This window comes from Sediminibacterium goheungense, from assembly GCF_004361915.1.
Lineage (GTDB): Bacteria > Bacteroidota > Bacteroidia > Chitinophagales > Chitinophagaceae > Sediminibacterium > Sediminibacterium goheungense.
In genome coordinates this window covers 916730-942111 of sequence record NZ_SNWP01000011.1, presented here as the reverse complement: position 1 = coordinate 942111, position 25382 = coordinate 916730, and the positions used below count along the sequence as shown (strand labels likewise).

Below are 25382 nucleotides of genomic sequence, written 5' to 3'. Positions count from 1 at the left end.
GCAATATCTGTGAAGCCATAACAGCGCAAATGTATGTAACTTCACATTATATAACCTTGTCAATCCTCTTGTTATGAAAACAACATTACTCAGCTCATTACTTGCCATAGGACTTTTGTCCGGTTGCTCGACTGCTTATCAGTCGGGGCAGACACCTGACGATGTTTATTATTCACCCGGTCGCGAAGGTGCCAGTAGAAAAGAAGAGGAGAAAGCGAAGGAACAACAGGAGCGATATGAAGAATATATCAGTAGTCAGGATGATCGTTACCTGCGTATGAAGGTTGCCAATAGAAACCGCTGGTCAGGTATTGATGATTTTGATTATTGGTACGACAGCCGCTATGACTTTAACCGCATAAATCCCTATAATAACTGGAATACTTATACCTGGAACAACCCATGGCACTTAGGTCTTGGCTATGGCGGATGGAGGCCCTATACAGGATTGGGTTATTATGGATGGGGCTGGAACAACCCTATGTATACAGTTATTGTTTATTCGACACCTAAGTTTTATAATGGCAGTACTTCAGGAAGCAATTTAGCTGCCTACAGAAATACCAAAGGTTTCAATAATAGTAACCAGGGTTATTATAATCCTAAAACCGGGACTTTTACCAATACCAACGGTAACAATAACAGTTTTGGCAATCTGCTGAAAAGAGTATTTACGGGTGGAAGCAATGGTTCAAGTTCTGGTACCAGCATTGACAGACCTGTGAGAAGTTTCTCTTCCGGTACTAATGGTTCAACAGCTACGCCAAGCAGCAATGCGGGTGGTAACAGCGGTGGCGTGAAAAGTACAGGTAGCAGTTCCAGTTCTGGCAGGGGTGGCAGAGGTAATTAATCCAACATCTTTTGCGGATGCAACTAATAACATCACGGTGTATAACTCGCACCAAATACTAAACCTATATCCAAACGAATTGTAATATGAAATCATATTTACCCTTTATCGCAATCCTGTTCACCCTTACAGCTTCGGCACAGAACCCGGATTACTCATTGCGGATGGCATGGTTCAATCAAAATGGTTCTGCCAGAAACGTTGCCACAGGTGGAGTAATGGGATCATTGGGTGGTGAAATCACCGCTAACCACGTAAACCCCGCAGGCCTGGGTCTTTTTAAAACCAATGAATTTGTTTTATCACCAGGATTCTTGCTGAACAACAACAAGTTTAAATACCGAGGAACAGATACAGTCAACAGTAAAAATAATTTTGGTTATGGTGCTTCGGGACTGATTCTGAGCAGTAGTTATAAAAAGAACAGGAAATGGACCAGCAGTGCTTTTGCCATTTCTGTGAACCAGCTGGCCAGTTATAATAACAGGATTCAGTTCAAAGGCTTTAACAACATGAGTTCTTTTTCAGAACAATACCTGGAAGAGCTTACACGTGATCTTGCCGATACCAATGCAGCTTTGAGTAATTATATTTTCGGTTCTTCACTGGCATTCAGAACATTCCTTATTGATACTGCCAATAATGCCTCGGGTATTTTTAGCGGTTACCAGAGTCTTGTTCCTATTTCAACCGGTGTAAACCAGCATTATGATGCCATAACACGTGGTGGTTACCATGAGATTGCGCTGGGTATGGCTGGTAATATGGAAGACAAACTATATGTAGGCGGTAGCCTTACCATTCCGGTTATCAGTTATAACAGAGACCTTACTTACAGAGAAACAGATGCGACCAATGACCCTAATAACCAGTTCAGTTATTTTGAATTTAAAGAGCAGTTTTCTTCCCGTGGTTTAGGTATCGGTGCTAAGCTGGGTACCATTTATAAGCCCAAAGAATACTGGAGAGTTGGCTTTGCCTTTCATACACCACAGTTGATCAGTTTTAAAGACAGGGTTCGTGCTTCTATGACGGCCAATACTGAAACTTATGCAGGCCTGCGTTCAGAAAAAAGCGATAACCTCAATAGTGGTAATCCGGGTAACAGTAATTACAATCTTGTAACCCCCTGGCGTGCTATAATAAGTGCCAGTTATGTATTCCGTGAAATCAAAGATACACGCAGACAGAGAGCATTCATCAGTGCCGATCTTGAATATGTTAACTATCGTGGTTCAAGATTTTCTGCAGAAGACCAGAATGACCAGGCACTTGTGAGTTATTATAATATGCTGAACAACGTAATCAAAGACACTTACAAAGGCAATATTAATTTCCGTTTAGGTGGTGAATTGAAGTTCCATACCGTAATGTTCCGTCTTGGGGGAGCTTATTATGGAAGTCCGTATAAAGAGAGTGAATTAAAAGCACACCGCATTATGGCAACAGGAGGTGTGGGCTATCGTAACAAAGGTATTTTCATTGACCTGAGTTATGCCCATGCTTTCAACCGCGATGTTCAGTTTGCTTACAGACTTAACGATAAGCCTAATACTTTTGCTGAACAAACCGGCTCAAGAGGAAATGTGATGTTAACTTTCGGATTTAAGTTTTAATACACCACAAAAGAAGAAAGAAAGAGTATATTAAACGGGAAACAGATTGTATGGCTTAAGAAAGCTGAAAATCTGATCTTCAATATCTACAGCAGCATTTACCCAATGAATGCTGCTGTCTTTTTTAAACCAGGTCATCTGCCTTTTGGCGTATTGCCTAGTGTGCTGTTTAATAAGCTCAATAGCTCTGTTAAGATCTGTCTTATCTTCCAGATGGTCAAAAAGTTCCTGATAGCCCACTGTTTGTAGTGCATTTAGTTGACGAAGAGGGAACAATTGCTTGGTTTCTTCCAGCAAACCTGATTGCATCATCATATCTACCCGTTGATTGATGCGTGTATTGAGTAAATCTCTTTGCATCTCCAGACCGATTTTGATGACCTGAAAGGGCCTTTCGGCTTTTTTCCCGGAACGAAATAAGGTTATGGATTGACCCACCGCTTCTATGAATTCCAGGGCCCGCATTAAGCGTTGAGGATTTTGTTGTTCGGCTGTTTTCCAGAATAAAGGATCTTTCTCCATTAATTGTTCCTGTAACCAACCCAACCCTTTTTCTTCATATGACAGAATGATTCTTTTGCGGATCTCAGATGGAATCGCAGGCATTTCATCTATACCATCACAAAAAGCTTTTATATAAAGACCTGTACCACCTGTAAGTACCACAATCGGATGTTCTTTGAACAAGGTTTCTGCTTTTTCAAGTGCATAGGTTTCAAAAACACCGGCATTTACTTCTTCGTGAATGGTATGGGAAGCAATAAAATGATGAGGTATTGCCAGTAACTCTTCCGGGGAAGGTCTAGCCACCCCGATATTCATTTCACGATAACACTGTCTGGAGTCGGCTGAAATAATTTCTGTGTGGAACTGTTTTGCCAAACTGATGGCGGCTGCTGTTTTACCAACGGCAGTAGGACCAGCGATCAGTATTACGGTATTTTGTTGGGGCAAAATAAAATATTGTATCTATCCACTTTTCGAGATCACTTATAGTCTCCTGTTATATCTTACAGTTCGGCCATGTATTTCACCACAGGGAAAGGAGCTAATGGAGATTTCGCAGGGTATATTTATAGATTAAAATTCCTCTTCGGTACTTTCTTCGCTGCCGAATTCATCAGCATCCGATTCTCCCTCCTCACCTTCTTCCCCAAAACCGTCTGAAGCCTCTGAAAGATCATATTTCTCTTCAATATCGGCAAATTTATCGCCCAGTAAGCTCTTGGTGCCATATTGCTGCGGACCAATGCCCTCTATTCTTGATATAGCAGGGTAATTCAGTTTTGCATTTTCTTCCTTGCTCACATTGATTAATTCAATGAGAAAGGTCCAGTTCTTAGCGAAATCATACAGATAAATAAATTTCTGGTTCGTGTCTCTGATTTCACTTCCTATGGTGGTTTCAGCCATTAAAAGAGGGTCAGCAACATAGGCTTTGTCGTATTTTTCAAAACTGATTTCACGACCTCTCTGCCAGTTATCGTTACTACGGAAAAAAGTTGCCTGGTGTTTCTGATCGAACTCATATGCTTTCAGAATGGCAAAATGCAAATCAATAAAATGCTGGGTATGTTTGATAACAATATCACGGTAAACCGCATCATCTTCTTCCAGGTAAATCCGAAATTTTAAAACCGCCATTCTGTTTGTTCAGTTTTTATTGATCAATATAGTACGAGGTACTGTTTGAACTGCTAAAATACAATTTATTCCACCGTCCGCAAGTTCAGTTCTGCCCCTTTGGCCAACATAAATGCTTTTGCCGCTTCATATTCATTGGGTATCAGTCCATCAAGAATGGCTTCCCTGATAGCATCTTTTATAATGCCAACCTGTCTGCCGGGTGTTAATCCAAAAGTCTGCATGATGATTTCTCCCGTAATGGGTGGTTGCCAGTTTCTTATCCGGTCAGCATCTTCTACCTCTTCCAGTCGCTGTTTCACCAATTCAAAATTCTGCAGGTAACGCTTTACTTTTGTTTTGTTTTTACTGGTAATATCTGCCGAACATAACATCATCAGCGCATCGATATCTTCTCCTGCATCAAATAACAGACGTCTGATAGCACTATCGGTAATATTTTCTTTGGTAAGGCTGATCGGGCGCAGGTGTAAGAGTACCAGTTTCTGCACCTGCTTCATTTTTTCGTTGAGTGGCAGTTTCAGTTTGGCAAATATTTTCGGAACCATCCTGGCTCCCACTACTTCATGGCCATGAAAGGTCCATCCATGTCCTTCTTCAAAACGTTTGGTAGCAGGTTTTCCGATATCATGTAATAAAGCTGCCCACCTCAGCCACAGATCGTCTGTATGTTCTGAAATATTATCCAGCACCTGTAGCGTATGGTAAAAATTATCCTTATGCCCGATGCCATCAATATATGCCGCCCCGTGTAAATCGACCATCTGCGGAAATATCTTATGCAATAACCTGGTTCTGAACAGAAGATCCCATCCCACGGAAGGCCGCCTGCATAACATGATTTTATTGATTTCGTCGGTAATCCGTTCCTGTGATACAATACTGATGCGATGCACATTGGCTTCAATGGCAGCCAGTGTTTCCGGCACAATCGTATAATTCAGCTGCGCTGCAAAACGAATGGCTCGCATCATACGCAAAGGATCATCACTAAAAGTCTGAGAGGGCTCCAGTGGTGTTACGATGATTTTCTCATCCAGTGCCTTTCGTCCATTAAAGGGGTCTATAAGGGTACCATAATCAGCTGCATTCAAACTAATGGCAAGTGCATTAATGGTAAAATCACGTCTGTTCTGGTCATCTTCGATGGTTCCCGGCAATACATCCGGTTTACGGCTGTGGTTGGCATAACTTTCTTTCCGGGCCCCTACAAATTCAATTTCCAGGTCATCGATTTTAATCTGTGCGGTACCAAAAGTTTTAAAAAAAGACACATGTGGTTTGGGCTGAAAATATTCAGCCACTTTATGTGCCAATGAAATACCATCACCGATACAAACAATATCAATATCCTTCGTGGGTCTGCCAATCAGCTTATCTCTTACAAATCCACCAATCAGATAACAGGGCAGGTCGAGAGATGCCGCTGCTTTTGCAATGGTCTGAAAAATCTGTGACTCCTTATCTGTACAAACAATATCCATCGTTGCAAATGTAATTCCTTTCTGTTTTTAAGGTGCAGATAGTGTTTCGAGCAGTTGCTGGGTCTGAATCTTAACCGCACAATGAAAATGCCCTTGCGGACATTTTGTATGTCCATGCAAGCCACAGGGCCTGCAATTCAATGCAACAGGTGTTTCTACAACAAAGGACCTGTCGGACAACGGACCGTACCCGAATGAAGGAATGGTAGAACAATAAACAGCGGTTACGGGGGCATTCACAGCTGAAGCAAAATGCATGGGTGCCGAATCATTTACATAATTCATAGCAGCATTTTTCATTAATGCTGCTGAGGATAAGAAAGATAATTTTCCTGCCAGATTGATGATTGAACGGTTCGATTGTTGTTCAATTTTTTCACAAAGGACCCTGTCGCCGGGCGCACCCAATAAAAAGATCGTATAAGTATCTGGTATTTGCCTGATTAATTCTATCCACCCCGTTGCCGGGTATTGTTTGGTAAACCATACAGACGCGGGTGCAATACAGACATAGGGCTTTGTTTGATAACAGGCAATAACTTTCGCATCTGCTTCAGAAGGATGGAGTTTGGGTTTTGCAGCGTGTTCATCGGTAATAGCCCTTATCAAAGCATGATTTCTTTGTATTTCGTGTACTGCATCACCCTCACCCGAAAAATCATGTGGTATAATATCGGTAAATAAAAATCGAAACGGGTTTTTATCGAAACCTATTTTTTTTCTGGCACCTGATAAAGCTGTTAACAACCCTGTGGCTGCATAACGTTGTACATTAATGACCGTATCGTACTTCTTTCGTCGAATCAACCGTATCAATTCTAATAAGTGCAGGTATTTATTCTTTTTTTTATCCCAGCAATAGACTGTCTGAAGAAATGGATGATCCGTAAAAAGTGTTTCATTACCTTTTCGAACGACGATATCAATATTCGCCTGAGGAAATTTCTGATGTAATTTTTCAAGTAAGCCCGTGGCCAGTACTACATCACCAATAAAAGCAGTTTGGATAACCAGGATTCGCTGCATCAGGCAAAACTACTATAAAGCGTTCTTTCCTGTAAAGACTATTCGTATTCGAGTTCATTGCTGAAAAATTCCCAATCAAAGAGGAGGACACTTCCGGAGAGATGTTTCAGGATTTTCCGGTTTTGTGCAGATAGCAGCCGTCTCTTTGGTGTATTGGAACTGATCGCATGACGATCCAGCCCTAAATTCAGGATAGCTTTTAAGAAGGGCTGCATTTTATCATTGGGTACATCGAGTATTACACGTGCCATGCGATTGTATTCTTACATTAAGTTTGGAAAATAGAACAAGAAATACAACTAAAAGTTCAACAAAATTCCTGCCACCATGAGGCAAATTGAGGCTAATCCATTCACTTTCAGGCTATTAACAGAAAAAGTGATTTTCGCACAGGGTTATGCACAATCAGGAGCGAATGATGGTTAAAACACCGTTTTTATCCCATTTTATGATTGAGGAGGGTTTGTAATAATGATCATCTGCCTGCCTGTAGCGTACCACATAGTCTACACCCTCCTTAATAGCCGGTTCTATATCCTGAAATGCTTGAGGAGCCGGATACCCGGATATATTAGCAGAAGTGCTTACCAATGGCTTTCTGAATCTTTTGATCAGGTGTTTACAAAATGTATCCGTTGTTATCCGGATACCTGCGGAACCATCTTCTGCAAGTAAGGCATCGGCGAGGCCAATCACCCCGTCGTAAATAACAGTAATAGGTTTGGATACCCCCTTTATATAGTCGAAAACCTGTAAATCAGGCTGGGTTACATATTGCAGAATATCTCTTTCATCTGCTACCAGTACAATCATGGCCTTATGCTCTGCCCTTTGTTTAAGGTGGAAAATTTTTTCAACGGCTGCCGGATTCGTGGCATCACAACCTATCCCCCAGATGGTATCGGTGGGGTATAGAATCAGGCCTCCTCTTTCCAGCACTTCCAGGCAGGCATCCATATCATTTTGAAATGGGAGCATCGTAGCTGCAATGTACAAATTGTGTTGAATATGCTGCTGAAGACACAACCTTTCTTATGAACCTGTATGTTTGCAAAAATTTTAAGGCAATGGAACTCAAAACATTGATTGAAGAAGCCTGGCAAAACAGAGAATTGTTACAGGCCAATAAACACAGCGATGCTGTTAGGGCTGTTATTGAAGAAGTAGATAAGGGGCGCCTGAGAGTGGCAGATCCGGAAGAGGGTAAATGGGTAGTAAATGAGTGGGTAAAACAGGCTATTCTTATGTATTTCGGCATACAGCAGATGCAAACCTGGAACCTGCCTCCTTTTGAGTTTTATGATAAGATGTTATTAAAGTCGAACTATAAAGAACTGGGTGTAAGAGCCGTTCCACATGCGATAGCCCGTTATGGTGCTTATGTAGCAAAAAATGTGGTACTCATGCCTAGTTATGTAAATATTGGCGCCTACGTAGATGAAGGTACCATGGTTGATACCTGGGCCACCGTAGGTAGCTGTGCCCAAATCGGCAAAGCTGTTCACCTGAGTGGGGGTGTGGGTATCGGAGGTGTGCTGGAACCCTTACAAGCCAGTCCTGTAATTATTGAAGACGGTTGTTTTATTGGCAGCAGGTGTATTGTGGTTGAAGGTGTGGTTGTTGAAAAAGAAGCTGTTTTGGGTGCCAATGTGGTATTGACCCAATCAACAAAAATCATTGACGTAAGTGGTAGTGAACCTGTTGAATACAAAGGCCGTGTTCCAGCCAGAAGTGTTGTGATACCCGGCAGCTACGCCAAAAAATTCAATGCCGGAGAATACCAGGTAAGTTGCGCCCTCATCATTGGCCAGCGAAAAGCCAGTACAGATCTTAAAACGAGTCTGAATGACGCATTGAGAGATTTTAATGTGAGTGTGTAGTAATTAGCTTATGGCTTATAGTTAATGGCGTATAGTGAATGGATCATAGCCCATGTTAACTAATAACTATTAGCCATCCCCTATATGCTATAAGCCATAGGCTATTAACCATTTGCCATAAGCTACAGGCCATAAGCCATTAACCATAAACATGTGAATACCCAGGTTCAAAAAATAAGTCTTGCTGGTTTTTTGATTACTATTTCTGGTGCCATCTTTTTTTCTACCAAAGCCATTTTTGTAAAACTGGCCTTCTTTGAAACAAAAGTAGATGCGCTCAGCTTGTTGAGTCTACGTATGTTATTCTCTCTTCCCTTTTATGTTGGCGCTGCCTGGATGGCGGGCAGAAAAGAGGAAACAAAGTCACTCACCAAAAAGCAATGGATATGGATCATGCTTATGGGTATATTTGGTTATTACCTGAGCAGTCTTTTCGATTTTATCGGTTTACAATATGTTTCTGCAGGTCTGGAAAGATTGATACTGTTCCTCTATCCTACGTTCGCAGTACTCATTAATACTTTTTATTTCAAAACCAAACTGAGTCGGGTCCAGATCATTGCACTGGTACTTACTTATATTGGTATTGGTATTGCATATTGGGCCGAAATCAGAGCGGCCCAGTATGGTCCGCAGTTTTTCTACGGTTCTTTTATGATATTTCTTTGCGCCATTACTTATTCTTTTTACCTGGTAGGTACTGGCAGACTTGTTACCAGTGTGGGCGCTACCCGCTATACGGCTTATGCCATGCTTACTGCTACGGCGGGTATTTTTATCCACTACCTTATTCAGCAACCAGGCGGAGGTATTTTACAATTCAATAGCACTCTGGCCGGTTATGGCATGGCGCTTGCGATGATTGCTACCGTTTTGCCTTCTTTTATGATGAGTGTTGGCATGAAAAAAATCGGCAGTAATAATGTAGCTATTATTACCAGTATCGGACCAGTATCTACGATTTTACAGGCACATTTTTTTCTGGGCGAATCTATTATTGCAGAACAGATCATCGGAACCATTCTTGTAATCATTGGTGTATTACTCATTGGCTGGCAATCTAAAACGGCCGGCGAACCTGCTTAAGGAAGGGGTATCGTTTTCATTTACCGACCATTTTCGTACACTTACCGCCCTTTTTCCGGTTATAGCCTAATTCTACTTTACTACGGTTAATTACAGATTTAGTTTTGTTGAAAATTAATCAAAATGAGAAACAGAGGTTTCAATGTAAAGAACCACAATGACCGATTTTTCACGGGTATCATTTTAATCCTCATAGGTGCAGTAATACTGTTGAAAAGAGTGGGTGTATATATTCCATCATGGTTGTACGACTGGTCGGCCATTCTGGTACTGGTAGGTCTGGTATCTGGTTTAAAAGTAAGGTTCCGTGGCGTTTCATGGATCATTATGATTGCTGTTGGATTATTTTTTATGTCTGATGAACTGATAAAAGATGTGGAGATACGTCGTTTTCTATGGCCTGGTCTTATTATTGGCATTGGTATATTATTCATTTTCAGGCCCAAAGTAACCTCCCTCAGCCAGGATCCGTTGCTTAATTTCAAACCGAAGCAGCAGGATGGGTCTGACAACGATTTTCCACCATCGTCGGAAGACAGGATTGACAGCACTTCTGTGTTTGGTGAAGTAAAGAAAATGGTGACCTCGAAAAATTTCAAAGGAGGAGAAATTGTTTGCTTTATGGGTGGTTCTCAGATTAACCTGACACAGGCAGATATACAAGGGCCTGTTTTTCTGGAAGTAACCATTGTTTTTGGTGGTGCAAAGCTCGTAGTGCCTCCTAACTGGGAAGTACGATCTGAAACGGTTGCCGTATTTGCAGGTATTGAAGACAAACGCAACCTGTTACCCGGAAGTAAATTTGATCCGGATAAAGTACTGATCCTGAGTGGCACATCTGTATTTGGCGGCATTGAAATCAAGAGTTATTAATCTACACTTTCAACCCAATTGTATGGAATGGTTTCTGGCAAAACTTATTTACAGGTTTCAGTCACCTTCTGAACCTGACCCTGTACAATTTGATGAGCAGTTGCGACTGGTTCAGGCGGATGATGCACTGCATGCTTTTCATAAAGCACAGCAGATAGGGCATCAGGAACAACTTATTGCCGATGCGCAGACCATTCATCAGATCAATTGGCATTTTATTGACGTAACGGAATTATACAAACTCAATAATATGATTGACGGAGCAGAAGTATTATCGCAGATTTGTTTACCGGCAGACAGTATGCGTTACCAGCAGGAAGTTCGTCTAAAAGCAGGATATTTGTTATCGAACTGTACAGATCAGTTTCTGCAGGCACTATAGCTTATGGTAACACCCATTACAAAAGGCCGTAATTTTTATGTAGCATTCTTTACCTGGTGGCTGGTATGGACGATTATACATGTATGGGTATTAAGAGAATATCAGATCAGTTTTATACAATCTGTAACTGATGCGTTCACTTCCAACTTTTTATTGGCATCATTTTGTTTGCTGGTGGTTAATAATATGAAGTATTATCTGCCTAGAAAAGAGCGATACTGGTATATTCTTATTATAAGTCTGGTATTAAGCAGTCTGTATCTTTTTCTGGCCCGTACTATTTTAAAGTTTTGGTTTAAAGAAGATGATGTTTACCTGAGTCTTTTGAGGCAATCTTTTTATATACGCTACATTACCGGATTCCTGATGATTGGCTGTATGTCAATGATCAGTTTATTGTGGTACACATTATTGGAGCAGCAGGAAAATGAGCAAAGAAAAGAAGAGGCAGAAAAGATTTCAAAAGATGCAGAATTACTCAAATTGCGGCAACAGTTGCAGCCCCATTTCTTATTCAACAGTCTGAACTCTATCAGTGCACTCGCCGGTTCTCAGCCTGAGAAGGCAAGACATATGATTCAGCAATTATCTGACTTCCTCCGGGGCACTTTAAAAAAAGAAGAGCACCAACAGGTAAGCCTGCAGGAAGAGATCCATCATTTACAATTGTACCTTGATATTGAAAAAGTGAGATTCGGACATCGTCTGCAAACCAGTCTGTTAATAGATGAGCAGGCATCCAAAATGCAGATACCTGTTTTGCTTTTGCAACCCGTGGTTGAAAATGCCATTAAATTCGGCTTGTATGATACAACAGATGAGGTATTGATCAGTATTCTGGCAAAGGGTGAAAGGCCGGATATGCTGGAAATCGTGATCCAAAATCCCTTTGACCCCTCTACTACAATAACTACACAGGGTACAGGATTTGGACTGGCTTCGATTTCGCGAAGACTATACTTATTGTATGCCAGACAGGATCTGATACGCACATCTAAAACAGACAGCTTATTTACAACACATATTCTTATACCTCAATACAACCCTGAAATAATGCATCATAAAATGTAATACAAGGACGTAGTGATTGCTATCACACTTTACGAAATCAGTAATGACGAATACCCATAAAACGAAGCCATGAAACTAATCATTATAGACGACGAACCACTTGCCAGAAGTATTGTAAAAGAATATTTACAGGCCTATCCTGATATTGAACTCGTTGAGGAGTGTGGTGATGGTTTCGAGGGCGTAAAAGCCATTCAACAACATCAGCCCGATCTGGTAATACTAGATATTCAAATGCCCAAGATCAACGGATTTGAAATGCTTGAATTGATTGAAAATCCACCGGCTGTTATTTTCGCAACAGCATTTGAAGAATTCGCTATTAAGGCTTTTGAGGCACATGCTATCGACTACCTGCTAAAACCATTCAGCAAAGAGCGTTTTATCAAAGCAATAGAGAAATGGAAGGCCACAGAGCAACAATTGCAACACAACAGAACCCACGAATTACTGAATGCTGTTTCTGGTACTGCACAGCAGCAAAACAGAATTGTTTTAAAAGATAATGGCAAGATTAAAATTATTCCCACATCACAGGTACAGTATTTTGAATCGGCTGATGATTATGTAAAAATTCATACTGCTGAAGGGGTATTTCTCAAGAACAAAACCATGCAGTTTTTTGAACAGAAAATGGATCCTTCGCTGTTTATAAGAATACACAGATCCTACCTGGTAAATGTAAACCTGATCAGCAGAATCGATCCGTATGAAAAAGAAGGTCATCTTGCGATTCTCAGTATTGGTATAAGGTTACCCGTTAGCAAATCGGGTTATGCAAGATTAAAAACGGCACTTGGGATATAAGTAACAGCATCAATGACCGGAACTGGAAATTACTTTTTCGACTGTTTGAAGAACGATATCAGGGATAGCCGAAAAATCTTTTGCCTTATCCAGAAAATAATCAGCACCAGCCTGCATACATTCTACCCTGTAACCCGACAATGTATTATTCGTTAGGATAACAATCGTTGGATCAATGGTTGTTTTACTTCTGATATCTTTAAGCATTTGCAAACCGTTTTTGCCGGGGAGATTGATATCAAGAAATATCAGGGAAGGATTGAAAGATTCGAGCCATACATCCGCTTCCTCAGCACTGGTGGCGGTACGTACTTCCTTCACATGATTCATTCCTTCCAACATGTGTTGGATACGTTGAAGTATGAATTCAGAATCATCTATCAATAATATTTTCAGCGCACTATTAACCATAACAGGCAATGGCATCATTAGAACATTAGTTTAAAAGAGCTTTGCAGGGTTAATCCCTACAAAGCTCATGCAGCCATAGGCTGTAAGGTTTTTCAAGGATAAATACGTTCAAACCTGGTAATACTACCAATCTATAATGGATTTCAATAAGGACAGTGGAATTTAAATGGTAAACCGGCATTATGGGGGGAAGGCTCGGTTTGTTATACAAAGAACCCTCCTATTTCTGAAATCATGAATAACACAATCTGTGAAATCAATGTAGTTATTTCACTACACATTAACCCTTATTTTTCGCAGAAACGGTTAAACCAGGTTATTCTGGATGGCATATTTAACGAGGTCGGCGTTATTATGTAATTTCATTTTGTCCATAATACGGGCTCTGTAAGTACTGATCGTATTCACATTCAGCGATAGTATCTCTCCTATTTCTGAGATACTTTTACCCATTACAATCATCTTGAATACTTCAAACTCACGGTCAGATAATTGTTCATGAGGCGCCCGTTGGTCTTTCTGTTCAAGTGATCCCGCCAGAACTTCTGCTACTTCACTGGTAATATATTTACGCCCACTCAGTATTTGTTGTACGGCTTTCACCAGTTCATAAGGTGCGCTTTCTTTGGTGAGATAACCGGATGCACCTGCTTTAATGGCGCGTACCGCATATTGTTCCGGTGTATGCATGCTAAGCATTAATACAGGTGTACTGGGAGCGTGTTCCTTTATTTGTTTGAGAATTTCAATACCTGAATACCCAGGCATACTGATATCGGAAATAATGATATCCCATTTTTCACTGATCGCTTTTTTAAAAAGATCGGCTGAATCTGCCACATCATGCACTTCAGCAAAGGGAAGCGATTCCAATAAAATCTTACGCAAACCCTCTCTGATTAGGCTATGATCATCTGCAATCAATATTCTCATGAAGTTCCCTTTAGTCAGTCAATGGATATAAAAAACAGTTATACAAAATACGCTACTAATATATGCTATACACGCAATTATATGCCGCTTTATTGTTCTGCCCAAAAGATATATTTTCTCGAAATGAAAGAACCTGAAAACAGCATAGGTAAAAACCAGTGAATACAATTATTGACAGTTACCAACTGTTAAAGGAAAGTTACTCAATTTTTATGATAAAGTATCCGCGAAATTTTACGTTTGGATGGTGTTGAAAAAGAGAATGGAGCAACTAGTTGCTCCATTCTCTTGGCTTTTACAGTAGAATATAGGATTCTTTATACTAAAGGAAATTGGATCGAGGGAAAAAATGTAATAACGGATTATTACATTTTTCTTTGGTTTTCAGGATAATGGCGAAACAACTCTTACGAATTATTTACTGAGTGCAAAATACATCAGATGATGGGTCTGGCTACTGTTTTATTCACTGAATTATGCCGGGGAAAACACCGAATTTTTAAAAAGGCTATTCAAGATTATTTTTGAAAATGAATAAAAATATATTTAATATAAATGCATTACAGATTTTTTTATATTAAATATATATTATTCTACATATAATGCTTGCCCGATTTTACCGGCATGAGGCAATAATTTCTCTGATCTTCTGCTCATCGAGGGGTTTCGAGTAAATATTCTTTACTATGGCAGATCCGCGGGCCCGGTCAATATCTTCATAATAAACCGAGGAAGTAAACATGATGACATTAATTTTTTCGAACCCCGATGTACGTATTTTTTCAAATTCCGAAAGGAATTCCCAGCCATCCATAATAGGCATATTAATATCCAGCAGTATGAGATCAGGAAGCTTATCAGGTTCATTGGCATGAGCAAGCAGGAAAGCAATGGCTTCCTGACCATTCAAGGCAATATCAATTTTGGGAGCAGTCATATATATACGCAGCATTTCCCTACTGAGGAAATTGGTAACATCATCATCATCTACCAACAAAATATGATATGGCTCATTACTCATAGAAACTCTTTTTTTTCTTCAGAAATACATGAAACATTGTTCCGCTGTTTAACATGCTCTCTACCGCAATTTTCCCATCCAATGCTTCTACCTGATTTTTAATAATATACAAACCAAGTCCCTTACCGTCTTTATTATCATGGAAACGCTGATACAGACCAAATATTTTGTTGCCATATTTTTCCATATCAATTCCAAGCCCATTATCTTTTACATATAGTATTATATAATCGCCATCCTCCTCTGTAAACACCTGAATAATAGGAGGAACACCCGGTCTTCTGTATTTAATAGCATTGGTGAGAAGATTTAATAAAATACTGTGTATCACTTTTCTGGAAAAAAAGATTTCAGGTGCTTTTGAGAAATCTGATTGTATAGTTACCTCTCTCAACCTAATTTCTTCTGAAATCAGGTCTTTCACTTTGGATAGTTCTTCAGCAAATACCAATCTATCTTCCCGGTCGGCCTTGTTAATTCTGGAAGACAGTATTTCATTCAGATCATTGAGTGTGGCATGTAAACGTTCAACACTAATCTCCATCTTTTCAAGAAACACGTTGTTTCTCTCTGAAAGATTGCTTCGATCGAAAAGTCCCAACAGACTTATCAGGTTGGCTACAGGGGCACGCAGGTTGTGCGATGTGATATAAGCAAACTGTTGCAACTCATTATTACTATGCATAAGTTCCTGTGTGAGCTCTTTCAGTTCTATTTCTTTTTGTTTGATATCATCTATATCGAGATGTATGCCTGATAACCGTATTGCCTGACCCTTTTCATCACGCAAACTAGCCTTGCTCATGGTTAATATCCATTTCCATCTTTTGTCTTTTGTCCGCATCCTGATCATTGCCTGATACACCGAACTGCGTCCCTCCAGGTGTTCGTGTAACAAGTGCAACAAGGTTTCCTTTTCATTCGGATGCAATAACTTTTCGAAAGTAGCAAAGAGGTTCGGCAGTTCATCAGGGGCATATCCCAGCATCAACTTCCACTGATCATTAAAGTAAACTTCACCCGATTTAATATCCCAGTCCCAAATACCCAACCCTGCGGCAACCGTTGCCATTTCCAGACGTTGCTCACTGATCAAAAGCAACTGCTGTGCATTGGCCCGTTCAATGATTTCTTTTTCAAGATCTTCGGTACGTTTTCTCACCGCTTTACGTAGAGAGAACCCATATAAAACTGAAAGCAACAACAGTAACAATACCCCGATGAGTACATAAGCCGTATTTCGGAGGAATTTTGACGATACTTTTTTTGTACCGTCATACAAAAAACCGCTCAGGTCGGGCTGTTTTGTAATGATGCCCAGTTTTTGGTGCACATCAGCAATATGCCGCCATCTGCCTTCATTCATGTGACCAATTTCAACCAGATCTGGTAAAATCAACTTACGCATGGCTTCTGCTTCTACCAGCAGATCATCTTTTGTTACACCTCGTTCTTTTACCCCAGGAAGGGTTAATATGTAATCTGCTATTTCTCCGGTATGCGACATAGCATATTCCCAACCTTCAAAACTGGCTTTACGAAATTTTGAAATGGTGACAGGATCCGAGTCTGCAATTTTTTTTCTGGTAAATAAAATATCACCATAGAAATCGATTCCATAATTAATCGGTAGTATAAAAGAGGGTTCCACACCTGCTTTCCTAAACTGGTTTATTTCAACGGATATGTAAGCTGTAATAGCATCCGCCTTATCTTCTATCAGATCGGTATTTTTCCAGCTATGCGAAAGCAATTTCAGTGAATCCGGATTGATCCCTTCTTTAAGAAATACCGCTTTCAATTCTGTCCAGCCCTGATCAGGAGAAGCCATCAATCTTTTTCCGATCAGATCAGAAGGTATATGGATCTTTTTTTCTTTCAGTGAAAGAATGGTATAGGGCGAATGCTGAAAAATTGCACCCAGAGCTATCAATGGGTCGCCTTTGGCATAATTCACCACCAGATCAGATCCGGTTATACCAAAATCGGCATTGCCGGCTAACACTTCGGGAACAGCAGCGTGAGAAGGATCTCCGGGAATGAGTTTTACCTTCAATCCTGCCTGCTGATAGAACCCTTTGAGTTCTGCTGCATAATAACCCGCAAACTGAAACTGATGCCACCATTTTAGCTGAACATGTATCGTATCGCTGGCAGCATACGATAAACGGCACATACCGGTTAACAAAAGGATGGTAAAAAGATATCTGACTGTTCTCATGGACCCGTTACAGCTTGTATGGTGTAGCTACATACAAGATAGTTTTTTTACTTGTCTGCGTCATCAGTTTATGGGGAGATTTTCCCGGTAGATATAAAAAAAGAGACGGGTTAACGTCTCTTTCTGGTGCCCAGGACTGGATTCGAACCAGCACACCCGTGAAGGCGCTGCGACCTGAACACAGTGCGTCTACCAATTTCGCCACCTGGGCAGGTGAATAACCTAAGGTTATTGATTCAGGGCTGCAAATATAATGGCAAACCCTCCTATCTGCCAAAGTAAATTTTAATTCATTCTTTTTCTATATTACCAACAGGCTACAACCCCTGATATCACTGTTATCCAGGCGCCCCCATACCTCAAAACTGCCATCCTCATATACCCGTCCCAGGTCTTCTGTAGCAATAAAGGAACAACTATACAGATTGGCCAGATCAATCACCTCAATTACACCCCTCCCATTGAAAGCCTGACCAAACGGATCTTCCTCATCCCGAACCCGCACTTTCATCCACGGCGGACATTCAAAAATACCTTCTCCCCTTGAATAGGCCTGACTCAGCAATTCTGTCATACCGTATTCAGAATGAACGGATTTGATACCCAATTGGCGGGTAAGCACATCATGTACTTCAGCCCTTGTCATTTCTTTTCTACGGCCCTTCATACCGCCGGTTTCCATCACAATGGTATGCCTGAGCTGCTGAGGATACGCTTCTGCAAAATCAAGCAAGGCAAAGGTTACGCCGAGCAGGAGTGTTTTTTGCCCACGCTGTTCCAATTGAGCCAGTGTATGATTGAGCTGGTCGTGGTCATACAGATAAAAACCACTTAAAGGATGCCCGCTATCACGTATCAATTCATCAGCCATCATAACCAGCGACGAATGTTGTCGTTCCAGATAAGCAGGAAGCAATGCCAAGACACACCATTCGTTGACAGGCCCATAGAACAGTTCAAAAGCCCTGTTAAAACTTTTGCGGTACAGATCCAGATCATACACCCAATGCCGGCTATTCTGCGTATGTGTAGTACCACTGCTTTCAAAGTAATGGGTAGCTGGAAAAGCACTCAGAATGGTTTCCTGTTTAAAAAAAGATACAGGCAACGTTGGAATACCGACAGGTGTCTGAACCTGAAGGGGCGTTTTACCAATCATAGTGCACCATTTCCGGTAAATTGGATTGGATTGGTACTGGTATTGAAAAACGGCCATGCAGGTTGCATCGAACTGAGCGGCAGAAAGAGAGAAAATATTGTTAACATCAAACGGCAACCCGGTCATGTATTGTAATGTTTTAACTAAATTTGATATGAAAGCAGAACGAATGAAGGCAAAATTATTGATATTAAGCGCAATTATACTAGGCATTTCAGCCTGTAAAAAAGATACTTACACGACCCGCCCTCAACTCACTTTTAAAAGTGTAAACGGGAAAGTCTTTGGCAGCAATTCTGCCATACTGTTCTCCATAGAGTTTACAGACAAGGAAGGCGATGTACAGGACAGTATCTGGGTACAGAAAATATCAAAGGTAAATGGCTGTAATAACTTCAGCGACCGTGCAAAAATTCCTTCTTTTACTGCCACCAGTAACCTGAAAGGTGTATTTGAAGTTGGTTACAGTGTAGGCTTTGTACCCGGCTCTAATTATACAGTGATTCCAACCTGTTCTAAGAACGATACCTGTTACTTTCGTTTCTGGACCCGTGATAAAGCAAAAAACCAAAGCGATACAGTTGTATCGCCGGATATTATTATCATAAAATAGTTTTTAAACCCGGCAATAAGGCATTAAAAAGCTGTTATTGAAATCTGCGGAACGCTTTTTCCAGCATTTCTTTTTTGGCAACTATTTCTATGGCTGCTGTGTGGTAGCACTTGCCCTTGAAGCCAACATTCAGCAGGGCTATCCTTTAAACAGCCTGTTATTTTATACCCTCCTGTTTGCTGTTACCGTTCTGTATTATACCCATGCCTACCTGAATGAAAGCCAGCAATTGAATATCCATCCAAGAAGTCTTTGGTACAAACAGTATAAAAAACAAGTATATCGTTCACAATCGATACTCACGGGTATCGTTCTATTTATCAGCATTTATCTCGGTATAGACTGGATCGATAAACTTACTGGCATACATATCTGGCAATGGTTGATACTGGCTTTTTTCCCACTGATGGCAGGCTGGTATTATGGCAACCGTCTTCCTTTTATCAAAGGTAGCAGCCTTCGCTCCCATGGCTGGATCAAACCTTTTGTAATCGGTTTTATCTGGGCAGGTGTTGTTACCGTATACCCTGCTTTTTTTGCCGCTCTGGAAAATAATCAGCCTTACCAACCCGACATATTTCACCTGCTGCTTTTTATTAAAAATGGTATGTACATTACCATGTTATGTATTCTTTTCGATATCAAGGACTACGCTGCCGATCACAATGAAGAATTAAAAACTTTTGTAGTTCGTTATGGACTGAGAAAGACCTTGTTTTTTATCATCATCCCTTTAACACTGATAGGGTTGGGCGTATTTCTGGTGTATGGCATTACCCATTCATTTCCTCCTTTACGGATGGTCATCAACACTATTCCTTTTATTTTGTTGATAATTGTAACCTATTATATGCACCGCCGTAAAAGCATTCTCTATTATCTTGCAATCATTGACGGATTAATGCTGATAAAAGCACTTTGTGGCATCATAGGCAGTTTTATCGGCATCAGGTAATCAGTTCATTCATATATCAATTCAACACTTTTCGTATGGCTAAGTCTAAGACAGTTACAAAAACAAAAGCTAAATCCATTCTCACGGATCAATCGCTGAATTTTCTCAAAAATTATATCAATACACCTTCTCCGGTAGGGTTTGAAAGCAGTGGCCAGAAAGTATGGCTGGATTATGTGAAGCCCTATACCGACAGTTTTTTTACAGACCCATACGGAACAGCAGTAGGTGTTATCAACCCAACAGCCCCATTCAAAGTAGTGATTGAGGCCCATGCAGATGAAATCAGCTGGTTTGTAAATTATATCACTGACCAGGGTTTGATTTACCTGAAAAGAAATGGAGGTGTCGATCATCAGATTGCACCGGCCATGCGTGTATGGATCCATGGCAAAAAAGGCCCGGTAAAAGCTGTTTTTGGCTGGCCCGCTATTCATACCCGCCTCAGTAATCCGGATGCAAAAGAACCGCAACCAAAAGTAGATAATCTATGCCTCGATTGTGGTGCACGGAGCCGTAAAGAGGTAGAGGCATTGGGTATCCATATCGGTTCCGTGGTCACTTATCAGGAGGGCTTTGATGAACTCGCCAACGATTTTTATATCGGCCGCGCTTTTGATAACCGCGTAGGAGGCTTTATGATTGCAGAAGTAGCCAGACTGCTCAAAGAAAATAAAAAGAAACTGCCCTTTGCCCTTTATGTGGTGAATGCTGTACAGGAAGAAATCGGGTTGAGAGGTGCTGAAATGATTGCCAGAAGGATAAAACCAGATGTAGCTTTTATTACCGATGTTACACATGATACCAGCACACCCATGATCAACAAAATCATCGAAGGAGATATTCAGTGTGGGAAGGGCCCTTCACTCGCCTATGCACCTGCTATTCACAATAAACTCCTGAAACTGGTAGAAGAGGTAGCTGAAAAAAATAAAATACCCGTTCAGTTCAGAACCTTGAGCAGAAGCACAGGTACCGACACAGACAGCTTTGCTTATGCCAATGATGGTTGCCCATCTGTATTAATTTCCATTCCGCTACGTTATATGCATACCACAGTAGAAATGTTGCATAAAAGCGATATAGAGGAAACCATTAAACTGATGTACCATAGTTTGCTGGCACTGACACCTAAAACCAACCTGAGTTATCTCTGATAAAATTTCAGATATCAGATCGCAGATATCAGATGTTTTTAATGTATTGGATCCAAATTAAAATTTGACATCTGCTATCTAACATCTGCCATTCACTAAAGAATGTTAAGTTTGCCCGATGAATAGCTGGCGTGAGCAAAGAAAAATACGTATCGCTGTTCTTGATCTGTATGAAGGTCAGGCCAACCAGGGTATGCGTTGTATCAGGGAGATTATTCATGACTGGTGCAGGGAAAGGGAACTGGATCTTTTTTATAAGGAGTTTGATGTGCGACAGCATTTGTCTGTTCCGGATACTTCTTTCGATCTTTATATTTCCAGTGGAGGCCCTGGCTCCCCGCTCGAATCGGAAGGCAGTGAATGGGAGGCAGCTTATTTCAAATGGCTGGGTGAAATAGAAGACTGGAATGCCAATAGTGAGGAACCCTCCAAAAAACATGTTTTCTTTATCTGCCATAGTTTTCAACTCATTTGCCGTCATTATGCCATTGGGAATGTCTGCAAACGTAAATCAACAGCTTTTGGTGTATTTCCTGTACATATGCTGGATGATGGCATCGATGAACCTGTTTTCGAGGGTTTGCATGATCCGTTTTATACGGTAGACAGCCGCGATTACCAGGTTATTGAACCGGATATCAGCAAGCTTCGAAAAATGGGTGCTTCGATTCTTGCCATCGAAAAAAACAGGCCACATGTGCCCTATGAAAGAGCCGTTATGGCCATCCGGTTTACAGACTATTTTATCGGCACACAATTTCACCCTGAAGCTGATGCATCAGGTATGCATATGTACCTGATGCGTGAAGACAAAAAACAGACGGTGATTGAAAACCACGGTGCTGCAAAATGGCAAAGCATGGTAGAACAATTACAGGACCCGGGCAAAATTCTTGCCACTTACAAGACTGTATTACCCAATTTTCTTCAGCTTGCTACACGGGAACCAGTTATGGCCCGGTGATAATTTATCGGTATTAGCTGTAATTATCTTCTACTTTTCAAAAGGTTTTTTATATTTTCAAAGACCTTAAAGAAGTATTATGGTTCCATCAGTCAGAAAGGTATTTAACAACCAATTTACACCTGAAAAATATCAGTCGTATTTAACAGACCTGAATAGTCTGTTTCCGGGCGCTATTGAGTTCCGTGTAGCAGAAACACCTGTATTTATCGAGCGCTCATTCAAGGAAAAAGTGTTGAATGCCTGTGAAAGCATTGTAGATGTTATCACTCAATTTAATTTCAGCTCACTTACTTCACATGCTATTCCACCAGATGTGAAAGTTCCGAATGAAAATAAACACACACATTTTATCGCTTTCGATTTCGGTATCTGTGAAAATGAACATGGCGAATACGAACCTCAACTCATCGAAATGCAGGGCTTCCCTACCCTGTTTGGTTATCAGGTGTGGCAGGACGAAGTTACACGCAGACATTATGATGTTCCTGCAGGTTATAGCACTTACCTGAATGGCCTTACACGTGATAGCTACCTCTCATTATTAAGAGAAATATTATTGGGCGAACAGGAAGCTGAAAATGTGATCCTGCTTGAAATACTACCACACCAGCAAAAAACAAAAATTGATTTTTACTGCACCAGCATGTATACCGGTATACCTGTGGTTTGCCTTACGGAATTGGTACAGGAAGGAAAATTATTGTTCTATTATAATTCAGCAGGCAAAAAAATTCAGGTGAAACGGATTTACAACCGTATTATTTTCGATGATCTGCAACAGCAATCAGCAGCGATACAGGAAAAAGGTAAGCTGCTACTCGAAGACCTCGATGTAGAATGGGTACCCCATCCAAACTGGTTTTATCGCATCAGCAAATACACTTTGCCTTTTATAGACCATCCTTATGTTCCCAAAACCTTTTTCCTGAATGAACTGGATACTATTCCCGATGATCTTGATCAATATGTGCTGAAACCCTTGTTTTCTTTTGCAGGGCAGGGTGTGGTGATTGATGTAACGAAAGAAGACATTGAAAAAGTCAACGATCCTCAAAACTGGATACTACAGCGAAAAGTAAAATATGCGGATGTGATAGAAACCCCTGACATACCTGCCAAAGTAGAAATCCGGATTTTTTATTTCTGGAAAGATGGTGAGCCCAGACCCATCGCAACCAATAACCTCGCAAGACTCAGCAAAGGAAAAATGATTGGCGTACGTTATAATAAAGACAAAGAATGGGTAGGCGGAAGCCTTGTATATTTTGAAGAATAAGATTTGCTTCTTCATAAGTTTTGCGCCCCCCCTTTAAAGAACTAAGCGAATATTCACCGCAGGGAACCTGAGAACGCGGGGTTACGCAGGGATTATAAAATATAGAATAGATTTTGGTGGTGTATCTACGTTCATTGTACGTAAACGTTACTGTTTCTTCTTTTACGCCATTTTGCAAGATTTTTTTAGCAGGGAGAAGGGAAGAAAGGGAGGATACGGAATACAAAATGAAATCAGACATCTTACATCAAATCTGATATCTGCCATCTAACATCATTTCCGCTTACTCGCCAGGTATTTATCATGGATGATGGTACTCATGGTTTTACCATAGACTTTGCTTTCCACCCATGAAATCACATCGAGGTAGGCGAAGGCCCTGGTTTCAAACCGGCTCTTTTCATAAAGCTTAATTTTCTGGAGAAACTCTTTCAGTGCTGTTTTCACCTCTTTAGCAGGCATCTGAAATGAGTTGCGAAGGAAACGGAACATTTCTTCTTCCACAACTGTGAGGTTATCCATTTTTGCCATAAAACGGTAGACTGATTTTATCAGCGAAGTTTCAATTAATTCCGCATTACCCAATTCATAATGCGCAATCAGGTGCAACAAACGTGCATAACATTGAAGATCGTTTCGCAGGTCTACATGATCGTTGATAATTCTTCGCAGGTAATCAATACAGGTATTATAATCGCCACTGCCAAAATAGAGGGTAGCAATTTTATAATTGAAAACAAGTATTCGGTGCTGATCAATATACAAAGCATTCTCTGCTATTTGTTGCTCTATATAAGGCACCATCTTCAATCCTTCCTGAAATGTTCCCTGCATGAGATGCTGATTCAGTTTGGCACTGGTAATATAGATAAAACTATGTACCCTGAAAATATCATGACGATTGGGTAATTCAGTTGCGGCAAAGGATTCAAACTTAGTAAGTGTTTCGCCAAACTTTCTGTAATTACGCAGATCAAAATGGGCATTCAATAAATTATGCAGACCTTTGATATAATGTCCTGTCTCCACTTCAATCATGCCCGGCTCTTCTTCAAAAAGATTTAACCATTGCTGACTGTAACGATAGTACATTAAAAAATCCTGCCGGATGAATGCATACCAGCAATAACTCTGGTACAGATAAAGACGCTCATAAAAACCCTGCAACCGACCGGCACCTTCGGGTAGTTCTGCTTTAAAAAAGGTTTTGATTCCTTTTTCATCTGCTTCATTCCTTGCATGCCCATTTTTCACATACCAGCTGTACAACTGAAGTGCCAGGTTAGAAAGCTGTGTAATTACCCTTCGCTTTTCATTTACATGATTGGCTTCTGCTGTTAGCTGTTCAGCCCTGTCCTGCATACTTCGGGTAATATGCAGGGTTTCAATTTTCTTTTCTAATGAAATAATCTGTATCAAAAAACTATCCTGGTGGTACTGATGTGCAATATCTTTTGCCCTGTCTAAAATTTTAAGACTCTGGTGATATAAGCCTTTATTGTAAAGTATCCGTGCATGATCCAGTTGTTCATGCAATTGCATATCAATACTTTCTGTACTTTTCAACAAACGCAGACTTGATAAAAGCTGTTTATATAAATGGGTTTTGAGATTAGCCAGCTGGGGTTTTTCGATGCCGGAAAGCTTCTTCAGAAGGGTCTTCTCATCAAAATCAACCATTTTTTCCATGGCATCGAACAACTGTATGATTTTGAGGTCGTCTTTTGCTGAATTTCGCTTGATATATAGTTTAAAATGTCGTTTTTCCGATTTCTGGAGCGACTTTATCAATTGGAATAAGGGGTCCTGCGTACGGTTGGGCATCATATCAATTTTAACCGAAAAGCCAATAAAATAAGGGCTTCCAGACAAGAAAATCCGTTTTTAGCATAAAAAAAAGCGGTTAAACTTGTCTTTTTTACATTTATTCTGCGATGTACTTTTACAATA

The 25382-nt window shown here is 40.6% G+C and carries 25 protein-coding genes and 1 tRNA gene; 13 read left to right on the top strand and 13 right to left on the bottom strand.

Going from position 1 to position 25382, the window contains the following annotated elements; all coding sequences use genetic code 11:
* Positions 1-73 precede the first annotated feature (73 nt).
* A complete protein-coding gene (locus tag BC659_RS11755) occupies positions 74-850 on the top strand; it encodes a hypothetical protein (protein ID WP_133474947.1) in 777 nt (258 codons plus the stop codon).
* A gap of 86 nt (positions 851-936) precedes the next feature.
* Positions 937-2466, top strand: coding sequence for an OmpP1/FadL family transporter (locus BC659_RS11750; RefSeq protein WP_133474946.1), 1530 nt, complete (start codon positions 937-939; stop codon positions 2464-2466).
* Between the two features lie 30 nt (positions 2467-2496).
* Here the strand turns inward: BC659_RS11750 and miaA are convergent, their stop codons facing one another.
* From miaA to BC659_RS11720, 6 genes are all read right to left on the bottom strand, one after another.
* Positions 2497-3420, bottom strand: coding sequence for a tRNA (adenosine(37)-N6)-dimethylallyltransferase MiaA (gene miaA / locus BC659_RS11745; protein ID WP_133474945.1), 924 nt, complete (start codon positions 3418-3420; stop codon positions 2497-2499).
* A gap of 126 nt (positions 3421-3546) precedes the next feature.
* Complete coding sequence (locus tag BC659_RS11740; RefSeq protein ID WP_133474944.1) at positions 3547-4110, bottom strand: IS1096 element passenger TnpR family protein; 564 nt, start codon at positions 4108-4110, stop codon at positions 3547-3549.
* Between the two features lie 65 nt (positions 4111-4175).
* A complete protein-coding gene (locus tag BC659_RS11735) occupies positions 4176-5594 on the bottom strand; it encodes a CCA tRNA nucleotidyltransferase (protein WP_133474943.1) in 1419 nt (472 codons plus the stop codon).
* 27 nt (positions 5595-5621) lie between these two features.
* A complete protein-coding gene (locus BC659_RS11730) occupies positions 5622-6620 on the bottom strand; it encodes a glycosyltransferase family 9 protein (RefSeq protein ID WP_133474942.1) in 999 nt (332 codons plus the stop codon).
* Between the two features lie 38 nt (positions 6621-6658).
* Positions 6659-6871, bottom strand: coding sequence for a hypothetical protein (locus BC659_RS11725; protein ID WP_133474941.1), 213 nt, complete (start codon positions 6869-6871; stop codon positions 6659-6661).
* A gap of 154 nt (positions 6872-7025) precedes the next feature.
* Complete coding sequence (locus BC659_RS11720) at positions 7026-7598, bottom strand: L-threonylcarbamoyladenylate synthase (protein WP_133474940.1); 573 nt, start codon at positions 7596-7598, stop codon at positions 7026-7028.
* An 89-nt stretch (positions 7599-7687) separates the two neighbouring features.
* Here BC659_RS11720 and BC659_RS11715 point away from each other — a divergent pair, with 89 nt between their 5' ends.
* From BC659_RS11715 to BC659_RS11690, 6 genes are all read left to right on the top strand, one after another.
* Complete coding sequence (locus BC659_RS11715) at positions 7688-8500, top strand: 2,3,4,5-tetrahydropyridine-2,6-dicarboxylate N-succinyltransferase (protein ID WP_133474939.1); 813 nt, start codon at positions 7688-7690, stop codon at positions 8498-8500.
* A 153-nt stretch (positions 8501-8653) separates the two neighbouring features.
* Positions 8654-9586: a DMT family transporter gene (locus tag BC659_RS11710; protein WP_133474938.1), complete on the top strand. Its 933-nt coding sequence runs from the start codon at positions 8654-8656 to the stop codon at positions 9584-9586.
* A gap of 123 nt (positions 9587-9709) precedes the next feature.
* Positions 9710-10459, top strand: coding sequence for a LiaF transmembrane domain-containing protein (locus BC659_RS11705; protein ID WP_133474937.1), 750 nt, complete (start codon positions 9710-9712; stop codon positions 10457-10459).
* Positions 10460-10481: 22 nt separating this feature from the next.
* Positions 10482-10841 carry a DUF4288 domain-containing protein gene (locus tag BC659_RS11700; RefSeq protein WP_133474936.1) on the top strand — a complete coding sequence of 120 codons (360 nt, stop codon included), beginning with the start codon at positions 10482-10484 and terminating at the stop codon, positions 10839-10841.
* Between the two features lie 3 nt (positions 10842-10844).
* Positions 10845-11912, top strand: coding sequence for a sensor histidine kinase (locus BC659_RS11695; protein WP_133474935.1), 1068 nt, complete (start codon positions 10845-10847; stop codon positions 11910-11912).
* A 69-nt stretch (positions 11913-11981) separates the two neighbouring features.
* On the top strand, positions 11982-12719 hold the full coding sequence (locus tag BC659_RS11690; RefSeq protein WP_133474934.1) for a LytR/AlgR family response regulator transcription factor: 738 nt from the start codon (positions 11982-11984) through the stop codon (positions 12717-12719).
* A gap of 9 nt (positions 12720-12728) precedes the next feature.
* Here the strand turns inward: BC659_RS11690 and BC659_RS11685 are convergent, their stop codons facing one another.
* The 6 genes from BC659_RS11685 to BC659_RS11660 all read right to left on the bottom strand — a co-directional run bounded on the left by BC659_RS11685 (position 12729) and on the right by BC659_RS11660 (position 18590).
* Complete coding sequence (locus BC659_RS11685; RefSeq protein ID WP_133474933.1) at positions 12729-13148, bottom strand: response regulator; 420 nt, start codon at positions 13146-13148, stop codon at positions 12729-12731.
* Positions 13149-13436: 288 nt separating this feature from the next.
* Positions 13437-14063 carry a response regulator gene (locus tag BC659_RS11680; protein WP_133474932.1) on the bottom strand — a complete coding sequence of 209 codons (627 nt, stop codon included), beginning with the start codon at positions 14061-14063 and terminating at the stop codon, positions 13437-13439.
* A 616-nt stretch (positions 14064-14679) separates the two neighbouring features.
* Complete coding sequence (locus BC659_RS11675; protein ID WP_133474931.1) at positions 14680-15084, bottom strand: response regulator; 405 nt, start codon at positions 15082-15084, stop codon at positions 14680-14682.
* A complete protein-coding gene (locus BC659_RS11670; RefSeq protein ID WP_133474930.1) occupies positions 15077-17305 on the bottom strand; it encodes an ABC transporter substrate-binding protein in 2229 nt (742 codons plus the stop codon). The genes BC659_RS11675 and BC659_RS11670 overlap by 8 nt, the downstream gene beginning before the upstream one ends.
* 124 nt (positions 17306-17429) lie before the next feature.
* A tRNA-Leu gene (locus tag BC659_RS11665) sits at positions 17430-17516 on the bottom strand.
* Between the two features lie 90 nt (positions 17517-17606).
* The gene (locus BC659_RS11660; RefSeq protein ID WP_246027127.1) at positions 17607-18590 is read right to left on the bottom strand and encodes an acyl-CoA synthetase family protein; all 984 of its coding nucleotides are present in this window, start codon (positions 18588-18590) and stop codon (positions 17607-17609) included.
* Positions 18591-18618: 28 nt separating this feature from the next.
* Here BC659_RS11660 and BC659_RS11655 point away from each other — a divergent pair, with 28 nt between their 5' ends.
* The 5 genes from BC659_RS11655 (at position 18619) to BC659_RS11635 (ending at position 23432) form a co-directional block, all read left to right on the top strand.
* A complete protein-coding gene (locus tag BC659_RS11655; RefSeq protein ID WP_133474929.1) occupies positions 18619-19077 on the top strand; it encodes a hypothetical protein in 459 nt (152 codons plus the stop codon).
* 37 nt (positions 19078-19114) lie between these two features.
* On the top strand, positions 19115-20032 hold the full coding sequence (locus BC659_RS11650) for a UbiA prenyltransferase family protein (RefSeq protein ID WP_133474928.1): 918 nt from the start codon (positions 19115-19117) through the stop codon (positions 20030-20032).
* Between the two features lie 35 nt (positions 20033-20067).
* Positions 20068-21189, top strand: a complete 1122-nt coding sequence (locus BC659_RS11645; protein ID WP_133474927.1) for a M42 family metallopeptidase — start codon at positions 20068-20070, stop codon at positions 21187-21189.
* Positions 21190-21307: 118 nt separating this feature from the next.
* Positions 21308-22153 (top strand): type 1 glutamine amidotransferase, encoded by an 846-nt coding sequence (locus BC659_RS11640; RefSeq protein ID WP_133474926.1) that lies wholly within the window; start codon positions 21308-21310, stop codon positions 22151-22153.
* A gap of 79 nt (positions 22154-22232) precedes the next feature.
* Positions 22233-23432 (top strand): ATP-grasp domain-containing protein, encoded by a 1200-nt coding sequence (locus BC659_RS11635; protein WP_133474925.1) that lies wholly within the window; start codon positions 22233-22235, stop codon positions 23430-23432.
* Positions 23433-23705: 273 nt separating this feature from the next.
* Here BC659_RS11635 and BC659_RS11630 read toward each other — a convergent pair whose 3' ends face one another.
* On the bottom strand, positions 23706-25256 hold the full coding sequence (locus tag BC659_RS11630) for a C1 domain-containing protein (RefSeq protein ID WP_133474924.1): 1551 nt from the start codon (positions 25254-25256) through the stop codon (positions 23706-23708).
* Positions 25257-25382 lie beyond the last annotated feature (126 nt).